Source organism: Kitasatospora sp. MY 5-36 (assembly GCF_001182915.1).
Taxonomy (GTDB): domain Bacteria; phylum Actinomycetota; class Actinomycetes; order Streptomycetales; family Streptomycetaceae; genus Kitasatospora.
Map to the genome: position 1 here is coordinate 1 of NZ_LFVW01000474.1, position 9,120 is coordinate 9,120.

Annotated in this window: 7 protein-coding genes; 2 read left to right on the top strand and 5 right to left on the bottom strand. The window is 73.8% G+C overall.

The window, feature by feature from the left end; genetic code table 11:
• Positions 1-70: 70 nt before the first annotated feature.
• The 3 genes from AE652_RS27480 to AE652_RS27490 are packed head-to-tail and all read right to left on the bottom strand — an operon-like array spanning position 71 to position 3,296.
• Complete coding sequence (locus AE652_RS27480) at positions 71-964, bottom strand: ABC transporter permease (RefSeq protein ID WP_053112276.1); 894 nt, start codon at positions 962-964, stop codon at positions 71-73.
• Positions 951-2,033, bottom strand: coding sequence for an ABC transporter ATP-binding protein (locus AE652_RS27485; protein ID WP_082346009.1), 1,083 nt, complete (start codon positions 2,031-2,033; stop codon positions 951-953). Before AE652_RS27485 ends, AE652_RS27480 begins: the two co-directional genes overlap by 14 nt.
• Positions 2,034-2,036: 3 nt before the next feature.
• Entirely contained in the window at positions 2,037-3,296 is a 1,260-nt protein-coding gene (locus tag AE652_RS27490) for a hypothetical protein (protein ID WP_049656221.1), read from the bottom strand.
• Positions 3,297-3,478: 182 nt separating this feature from the next.
• On the opposite strand from AE652_RS27490, the gene AE652_RS27495 reads away from it, so the two are divergent.
• Positions 3,479-6,067 carry a bifunctional FO biosynthesis protein CofGH gene (locus AE652_RS27495; RefSeq protein ID WP_049656222.1) on the top strand — a complete coding sequence of 863 codons (2,589 nt, stop codon included), beginning with the start codon at positions 3,479-3,481 and terminating at the stop codon, positions 6,065-6,067.
• A gap of 224 nt (positions 6,068-6,291) precedes the next feature.
• Positions 6,292-7,407, top strand: a complete 1,116-nt coding sequence (locus AE652_RS27500) for an ADP-ribosylglycohydrolase family protein (RefSeq protein ID WP_049656224.1) — start codon at positions 6,292-6,294, stop codon at positions 7,405-7,407.
• Between the two features lie 188 nt (positions 7,408-7,595).
• Here the strand turns inward: AE652_RS27500 and AE652_RS27505 are convergent, their stop codons facing one another.
• The gene (locus AE652_RS27505) at positions 7,596-7,811 is read right to left on the bottom strand and encodes a DUF397 domain-containing protein (RefSeq protein WP_049656225.1); all 216 of its coding nucleotides are present in this window, start codon (positions 7,809-7,811) and stop codon (positions 7,596-7,598) included.
• Entirely contained in the window at positions 7,808-8,671 is an 864-nt protein-coding gene (locus tag AE652_RS27510; protein WP_049656226.1) for a helix-turn-helix transcriptional regulator, read from the bottom strand. The genes AE652_RS27505 and AE652_RS27510 overlap by 4 nt, the downstream gene beginning before the upstream one ends.
• Positions 8,672-9,120 lie beyond the last annotated feature (449 nt).

A 9,120-nucleotide genomic window follows, 5' to 3' on the forward strand; every position in this document is an offset into this window, starting at 1 on the left:
CGGGCCGCCGCGGCGGTGCCGCAGCCCGCCCCCGCGGCGGCGGCCACCCCCGCGGCCGCCCCGGAGGCCGTCACGCGCTGATGTCCCGGCTGGTGAAGCGGGACCAGGCCGCCGAGCCGAACACGGCGACGTAGGCGGCCTGGAGGCCGAGGTCCTTCAGCACCCCGTCCCAGTACATCGGCGCCCGCAGCAGGTCCGCGAAGCTCAGCCAGTAGTGGGAGAACAGGAACGGGCTGACGGCGTGCAGCTGCGGGAAGACGTCCAGGATCTGGACGGTGACCACCAGCCCGACGGTCGCGGCCATCGCCGCGATGCCGCTGCCGGTGAGCGTGGAGACGAACAGTCCGATCGCCACCAGCCCGGCCAGTGAGGCCGCGACCACCAGCGCCACCAGCAGCGCGCGCAGCAGCGCGTCGCCGAGGCCGATGGTGTCCCCGGAGATCAGCGTGACCCGGCCGAGCGGGAAGAGCAGGGCACCCGCGGCCAGCGCCGTCACCGCGACCGCCGCCGTGGCCGCCAGGCAGAACACCAGCCCGGCGGTGAACTTGGCGGCCAGCAGCCTGGTCCGCCCGGCCGGGGCGACCAGCAGGTAGCGCAGCGTCCCGGCGGCCGACTCGCCCGCCACCGAGTCCCCGGCGACCACGCCGACCGTCATCGGCAGGAAGACCGGCAGCGCGACCGCGAGCGCCGTGAAGACCAGGAACAGCCCGTTCTGCGTGGTCTGCGCGATGAAGCTCGGACCGCCGCCGCCCTGGTGCGGACTGTCCGTGTTGAGCTTGACCACCACCCCGATCAGGATCGGCAGCGCCGCCAGGATGCCCAGCAGCACCTTGGTGCGCATCCGGCGGAAGGTCAGGTGCAGCTCGCTGCGGAACAGCGCCAGGAACCCGGCCGCCGTCTGCGGCCGCCGGCCGGTCGTCAACGGCAGCGTCCCGCCCACGGCCGGTGCCTCAGCCCGCGACATCGAAGCCCTCCCCGGTCAGCGCCACGAAGGCGTCCTCCAACGTGCCCCGCTCCAGCCCGAAGCCGTGCACCCGCACCCCGGCCCCGACCAGCGCCGCGCACAGCCTGGGCAGCGCCTCCTCGTCCAGGACGCCCGGCTCGCCGTCCACCCGGTCCTCGCCGGGCACCAGGGCGGTGACCCGGTGGGCCGCCAGCACCTCCGCGGCCCGCGCCACGTCCGGGGTGCGGACCACCAGCCGGCCCTGCGCCCGGGCGGCCAGCTCGGCGACGGTGCCCTGCACCACCAGCCGGCCCCGGGACATCACCGCGGCATGGGTGCAGACCTGTTCGATCTCGTCCAGCAGGTGCGAGGAGAGGAACACCGTGGTGCCCTCCGCCGCGACCTCCCGGACCAGCGTCCGGATCTCCCGCATGCCCTGCGGGTCCAGCCCGTTGGTCGGCTCGTCCAGCACCAGCAGCTCGCGCGGCTGGAGCAGCGCGGAGGCCAGGCCCAGGCGCTGCTTCATGCCCAGCGAGTACGCGCGTGCCTTCTTGCCCGCCGCGGCGCTCAGACCGACCCGGTCCAGGGCCGTGTCGACGCGCCGGCGGCGGGTGCGCGGGTCGGCGGTCGGGTCGGCGGCGTCGAAGCGCACCAGGTTGTCCCGTCCGGTGAGGAAGCCGTACAGGGCCGGGCCCTCGATCAGCGCGCCCACCCGGGGCAGCACGGTGGCGACGGACTGCGGCATCGACTCGCCGAGGACGGTGGCCGCGCCCGAGGTGGGGGCGATCAGGCCCATCAGCATCCGGATGGTGGTGGTCTTGCCGGAGCCGTTGGGGCCCAGGAAGCCGAAGACGGAGCCGCGCGGCACGGCGAGGTCCAGGCCGTCCACGGCGAGCTGGCCGCCGCGGAAGCGCTTGGTCAGGCCGCGGGTCCGGATGACGTCGTCGGAAGCCGAAGGAGTGGGAGTCGAAAGAGCGGTAGGAGCGGTAGGAGCGGTAGGAGCGGGCACGGGCGCGGGGGCCGGGCGCGACGCGGCGCCCGGACCCCCGGCCGGCTCCGTAACGTCCCCCGTTACGGGAGCCTGGGTCATCCGTCAGTTCACCCCGGCGGCGTGCTGGAGGACCGGCAGGGTCACCGCGCCGGCCAGGACCCGGCCGTCGTCGGTGAGCAGGACGTTGAGCACCTTGGTGCTCACCAGGGTGCCGCCGGCGACCGGCTTGCCGAGCGACTTCACCATCGACTGCGGGTTCAGCGACTGACCGGCCCCCGCCCCGTGGCCGCCGTGCTTGCCGCCCTTGGCGTCGCCCTTCGGCGCGCCGTCCGCGGCCCCGTCCACCGCGGCGGGCAGCCGGGTGGCGAGGACCGTCGTCCAGCCCTCGCCGATCACGTCGAGGCCCTCGGGGGCCCCGGTGCCCACGTGCTCCCGGGCGTCGCCCGGCGCGCCCTTGGCCGCGTCCTGCGCCTTCTGCTCCGTCACCTTGGCGCCCTTGGGGACGGTGAAGTCGAAGGTCTTGGCGTCCGGCCGGGCGAAGGACACCTGGGTGAAGCGGACGTTCAGCACGGTGCTGCCGTCGATGGACTTCACCGCCACCGACAGCGGCACCCCGTTGTCGGCGGCCACCGCGATCCGCACCTCGGCGAGGGTCGAACCGGACTGGGTGGGCTTCACGCTCAGCTGGTAGGCGTTCTGCCCGGCCACCTTGGCCGTCCCGGCGACGGTCACCGAGGTGGTGCCGGCGCTCGCGGCCAGGAACTGCCTGGCGGCCTCCTGCGGGGTGGTCGGCAGCTCGGACAGCGGCGTCTTGGCGTGTTCCTGGCCGGCGGCCCGACCGGTCATGTGCACCGCGGAGTTGGACGAGCTGTCCCAGGCCCAGGCCTGGTCGCCGTTGCGGACCATGGAGTAGCCGGCCATCTTCTCCAGCACGTCCACCCGCTGGCGGTCCGGGCCGTCCACCGCGATCCGCAGCGTCTGGTCCCCGCCGAGCAGGCCGAGCAGCTTGGACTGCGGGTCGGCGGTGGAGCCCCCGCCGTCACCGCCGTGCCCGCCGACCGCCCCGCCGAGGCCGGCCGCGCCGCTCAGCAGCTGGCCGGGCACGCCGAGGTCGGTCGAGATGGCGACCGACCCGGACAGCGCCTGGGTCTCGGAGCCGAGCACCTTGGCGACCAGCTGCTCCGCGCTCACCGTCGGCAGGTCGGGCGCGCTGTCGGCGGCCAGTGCCGGGACCAGTCCCACCCCCGCGGCGATCGCGGCGACCACCGCCACCGGCACCCCGGCGCGCATCAGTACGCGCCGTCGGGAGCGGTACGGCGTACCGGCGTCCAGATCGTCCCCCGCCGCCTTCTCATTGGTCATGGCGTCCTCAACTCCTCCGCGAACACGTGTGGTTGGCCTTGCCCTTCCATTAGAGGCCGCCACGCCGCCGCCGTCATCGCCCTGTGGGGCCAGATCGGGTTGACCTTCGTGGGTACGCCGACCCTGATGCCGCCTCAGGGTTGTCTCCACCCGCGGTACCACCCCTGGCGTAGGGTCGCGCCATGGACGGAACCGCCACGGACTCCAGCACCCCGCCGACCGCGAACGCGATGCGCCGCGCCCTGCGCCGCGCCCGGGACGGCGTCGCCCTCGACGTGACCGAGGCCGCCGTGCTGTTGCAGGCCAGAGGCGAGGACCTGCTGGACCTCTGCGCGAGCGCCGCGAGGGTCCGCGACGCCGGACTCGAAGCGGCCGGCCGCCCCGGCGTCATCACCTACTCCAAGAGCGTCTTCATCCCGCTCACCCGGCTCTGCCGCGACAAGTGCCACTACTGCACCTTCGCCACCGTCCCCGGGAAGCTGCGCCGGGACGGGCACGGGATGTTCATGTCCCCGGACGAGGTGCTGGAGGTGGCCCGCCGCGGCGCCGAACTCGGCTGCAAGGAAGCCCTGATCACGCTCGGCGACAAGCCCGAGGACCGCTGGCCCGAGGCCCGCGAGTGGCTGGACGCGCACGGCTACGACGACACCATCGCCTACGTGCGCGCCATGTCGATCCGCATCCTGGAGGAGACCGGCCTGCTGCCGCACCTCAACCCCGGGGTGCTGGGCTGGACGGACTTCCAGCGGCTCAAGCCGGTCTCCGCCTCGATGGGCATGATGCTGGAGACCACCGCCACCCGGCTGTGGAGCGAGCCCGGCGGCCCGCACTTCGGCTCCCCGGACAAGGAGCCGGCCGTCCGGCTGCGGGTGCTGGAGGACGCCGGGCGCAGCTCCGTCCCGTTCACCAGCGGCCTGCTGATCGGCATCGGCGAGACGCACCAGGAGCGCGCCGAGTCGCTGTTCGCGCTGCGCAGGGTCTCCCGCGCCTACCACGGCGTCCAGGAGCTGATCCTGCAGAACTTCCGCGCCAAGCCGGACACCGCGATGCGCGGCATGCCGGACGCCGAACTGGACGAGCTGGTGGCCACGGTGGCCGTCGCCCGGCACCTGATGGGCCCGGCCGCCTGCCTCCAGGCCCCGCCGAACCTGGTGGACGGCGAGTACGAGCGGCTGATCGCGGCCGGCGTCGACGACTGGGGCGGGGTCTCCCCGCTCACCCCCGACCACGTCAACCCCGAGCGCCCCTGGCCGCAGATCGAGCGCCTCGCCGAGCGCTCGGCGGCGGCCGGCTTCGAGCTGCGCGAGCGCCTCGCCGTCTACCCCGAGTACGTGCTGCGCGGCGAGCCCTGGCTGGACCCGCGGGTGCTGCCGCACGTGCGCGCCCTGGCCGACCCGGCCACCGGCCTGGCGAACCCGGACGCCGTCGTCCGCGGCCTGCCCTGGCAGGAGCCCGAGGACCTGCCGGAGTCGTACGGGCGCACCGACCTGCACACCGCCGTCGACACCGAGGGCCGCACCGGCGACCGCCGGGCCGACTTCGAGGACGTGTACGGCGACTGGGAGGTGCTGCGCGAGCAGGTGCTCGCCAAGGGCGCACCCGAGCGCCTCGCCGGGGACCTCCGGGAGGCCCTGGCGGTGGCCGCGGCCGACCCGGCGCGGCTGACCGACGACCAGGCGCTGGCCCTGTTCCACGCGGACGGCCCGGCCCTGGACGCGCTCTGCCGGATCGCCGACGACGTCCGCCGGGACGCCGTCGGGGACGACGTCACCTACTGCGTCACCAGGAACATCAACTTCACCAACGTCTGCTACACCGGCTGCCGCTTCTGCGCCTTCGCCCAGCGGCGCACCGACGCGGACGCCTACACCCTCTCCCTGGAGCAGGTCGCCGACCGGGCCGCGCAGGCCTGGGAGGTGGGCGCCACCGAGGTCTGCATGCAGGGCGGCATCCACCCGGACCTGCCCGGCACCGCCTACTTCGACATCGCCCGCGCGGTGAAGGAGCGGGTGCCCGGCATCCACGTGCACGCCTTCTCGCCGATGGAGGTGGTCAACGGCGCGACCCGCACCGGGCTGTCGATCCGGGACTGGCTGCAGCGCGCCAAGGAGTCGGGCCTGGACACCATCCCGGGCACCGCCGCCGAGATCCTCGACGACGAGGTCCGCTGGGTGCTCACCAAGGGCAAGCTGCCGGCCGCCACCTGGGTCGAGGTGGTCACCACCGCGCACGAGCTGGGCATCCGCTCCTCGTCCACGATGATGTACGGGCACGTGGACACCCCGGCGCACTGGCTCGGCCACCTGCGGCTGCTCGCCGGGATCCAGCAACGGACGGGCGGCTTCACCGAGTTCGTGACCCTGCCGTTCATCCACACCAACGCCCCGGTCTACCTGGCCGGCATCGCCCGGCCCGGCCCGAGCGCCCGGGACAACCGCGCGGTGGTCGCGATGGCCCGGCTGCTGCTGCACCCGCACATCCCCAACATCCAGACCAGCTGGGTCAAGCTGGGCGCCGAGGGCGCGGCCGAGATGCTCCGCTCGGGCGCCAACGACCTCGGCGGCACGCTGATGGAGGAGACCATCTCGCGGATGGCCGGCTCGGCGTACGGGAGCTACAAGTCGGTGCGCGACCTCCAGGCGATCGCCGAGGCGGCGGGCCGCCCGCACCGCCAGCGCACCACCACCTACGGCGAGGTGCCGGCCGAACGGCGGGCCGCGGCGCTGGCCTCGGACGGGCACCTGCCGGAGCTGCTGCCGGTGCTGGACTGAGGCCCGCGACGGTCCCGGTCGCCGCCCCGGTCGCCGCCCCGGTCGCCGTCCCGGCCGCCGTACGGGCGGCGGCCGGGACGGGGCGGTGAACTCCCGGGGACGGGTGCGCCGAAGTCCGGGGGACGGGGCCGGTCCGACCGGCTCTTCGAATACAGTGCGAGGGCGCGCGCCCGGCCGAGCGTCGCGCGGACCCCCACACGCCCGAGGAAAGGCGCCCCGTCGTGATGCCACTGTGGTCACGCGCCCAGCAGCAGGACTACCGCAGCCGGGTGCGGGGCTGTCTGCTCGGCGGTGCCATCGGCGACGCGCTCGGAGCCGGCGTCGAGTTCGAGTCGCTGGAGAAGATCCGGGCCCAGCACGGCCCGCAGGGCGTCACCGGCTACGTCCCCGCGTACGGGCGCACCGGCGCCGTCACCGACGACACCCAGCTCAGCCTCTTCACCGTCGACGGACTGATACGCGCCCACATCCGACGGGACACCGGCAGCTGGCACCCGCCCACCGACCTGCACCTGGCCTACCTGCGCTGGGCCGCCACCCAGCGCGACTGGGGCCCGGACGAGCGCCGCCCCGACCTCGGCTGGCTCGGCCGCGAGGAGTGGCTGTACGCCCAGCGCGCCCCCGGCCAGGGCTGCCTGTCCGGCCTCAGCGGGGCCCACGCCGAGCGGCTCGGCACCCTGGAGGCCCCCAAGAACCCGCACTCCAAGGGCTGCGGCACGGTGGTGCGGGCGGCGCCCTTCGGACTGCTCACCACCTGGGAGCCGGGCCTGGTGTTCCAGCTCGCGGTGGAGTGCTCGGTGCTCACCCACGGCCACCCCACCGGCTACCTCGCGGCGGGCGCGCTCGCGGTGATCGTCCAGTCCGTCGCCCGCGGCGGCACCCTGGAGGAGGGCGTCCACCTCGCGCTCGCCCTGCTCTCCGAGCGGTCGGCGCACGAGGAGACCACCGCGGCGCTGCGGGCCGCCCTGGACGCGGTGCGGGCCGGCGAGCCGTCCGCCGAGCGGGTCGAGGCGCTGGGGGAGGGCTGGGTCGCCGAGGAGGCGCTGGCGATCGGGGTCTACTGCGCCCTCGTCGCGCACGACGTCCGCTCGGGCCTGCTGCTTGCGGTCAACCACTCCGGGGACAGCGACTCCACCGGCGCGATCTGCGGCAACCTGCTCGGGGCGCTGCACGGGGACACCGCGCTGCCGCCGGGCCTGCTGGCCGGGCTCGAAGGGCGCGGGGCGATCCTCGAACTCGCCGACGACTTCGTGATGGAGCTGGTGCACGGCACCGAACTGCACGACCGGCGGACCCCGGAGGGCGCCAACTGGACCACCCGCTACCCGGTGGCGGGCTGAACCGGGGCCTTGTGAGCCGGAGTTGCACCGGGACCGGCTCTCAGGACCGGCCCTCAGGACCGGCCCTCGGGACCGGAGCCGGGCCGGGCCGGGGCGGCCCCCGGAACGGGAGTTGCCCGTAGCGCCGGCCGCCGACGGGCGACGGACACCGCTACGGGCAACTGGTCCGAGTGCGGAACCGGAGGGGGTCAGCCCGGGAGCTCGCCGAAGGCGCCGCCCGCCGCCGCCGAGGCGAAGGTGTTCCACGCCTCGGTCGAGAAGCGCAGTTGGGGGCCCCGGGGGTCCTTGGAGTCCCGGACGGCCACCTCCCCCGCGCCGGGGACGGCGATCTCCACACAGGCGCCTTGGCCCCCGCTGTGACTGCTCTTGTGCCAAGGGGTTCCGTACTCGGACGGGGTGATCATTCGTGGAATTCCTTCTCGATGTCGGCTATCAGCGACCGGCTCTCCGAGACACCGAGTGCGGCCGCTCTCAGGTAGTCGTACAGACCGGTATAGCGGCGCACGTCCGCCTCCTTCTCCAGGTAGAGATCGCTCGTCACACCTTCGAAGTAGACAACTGTGGAATCGGCTGACTCGGGGAACTCCAGCAGCGAGAATGTCCCGGTCATTCCGGGATGGGCGCCGTGCGAGAACGGGATCACCTGGATGGTGATGTTCGGGCGCTGGCTGAGTTCCAGCATCTGCCGCAGCTGCTGGGCCATCACCGCCTTGCTGCCGACCTCGCGGCGCAGCACCGCCTCGTCTATGACGGTCCACAGGCTGCCCAGCTGGTTCTCGCCGTGGACGCGCTCCTGGCGCTTCATCCGGACCTGCACCCGGCGCTGCACGGCGACCGCGTCGGTGTCCGGCTGGGTGCCCTCGACCACGGCCTGGGCGTAGTGCTCGGTCTGCAGCAGGCCGGGGACGAAGGAGGACTCGTACGCGCGGATCGAGGAGGCCTCGGCCTCCAGCCCGATGTAGACGCTGTACGGGGTCGGCATGTCGTTGAAGTCGTGCCACCAGCCGCGCTGGCGGGACTCCTTGGCCATCTCCATCAGGCTGGCGCGCAACTGGTCGTCGGGCACCTTGTAGACGTCGCAGAGGTCGCGCACGTCGCGCTGGCTGATGCTGCGCCGGCCGTTCTCCAACCGGCTGATCTTCGACTGGGAGACCATCAGCCGGCCGGCGACCTCCTCCGCCGTCATGCCGAGGCCCTCACGGAGTTTGCGCAGCTCCGAACCGAGGCGCCGACGGCGCACGGTGGGATTGACGTTGGCGGACACTTCGACCTCCGGCCGGACCTCTGGTGCTCGTTGGAACGGCAGTCCTCGGAACACTTCGGACATTGGGACCAACCCCCCTGACTTGGAGCAGCATGTCACCTTGGGCCAGGTCGGCGCCGGGGAATCACAGCAGCGCGGTAGAACAGATCATCGGAAAAGCACTTCCGCGAGACAGCGAAAGCCCCCAGGTGGTAATGCGGCTCGGACGACTCGGACAGGTACTGCGGAGGCCGTCCCCGGACCGGCCCGCACCTGCCCCGGCGCGTGCGGGGGGCGGGCGGTTGCCGGGCGTCCGGGGACGGCGAAGGGGCGGTCGCCGGGCGACTCGCGTCGCGGGGCGACCGCCCCTCGGTGCTGGTGGTGCCGGTGGTGCGTCCGGTGCGGCCGGTGCGCGTCGTGCTCCTGGCGCCGGTGGTACCGGTCGTGCGTCGGGTCGCTCAGCGCCCTCG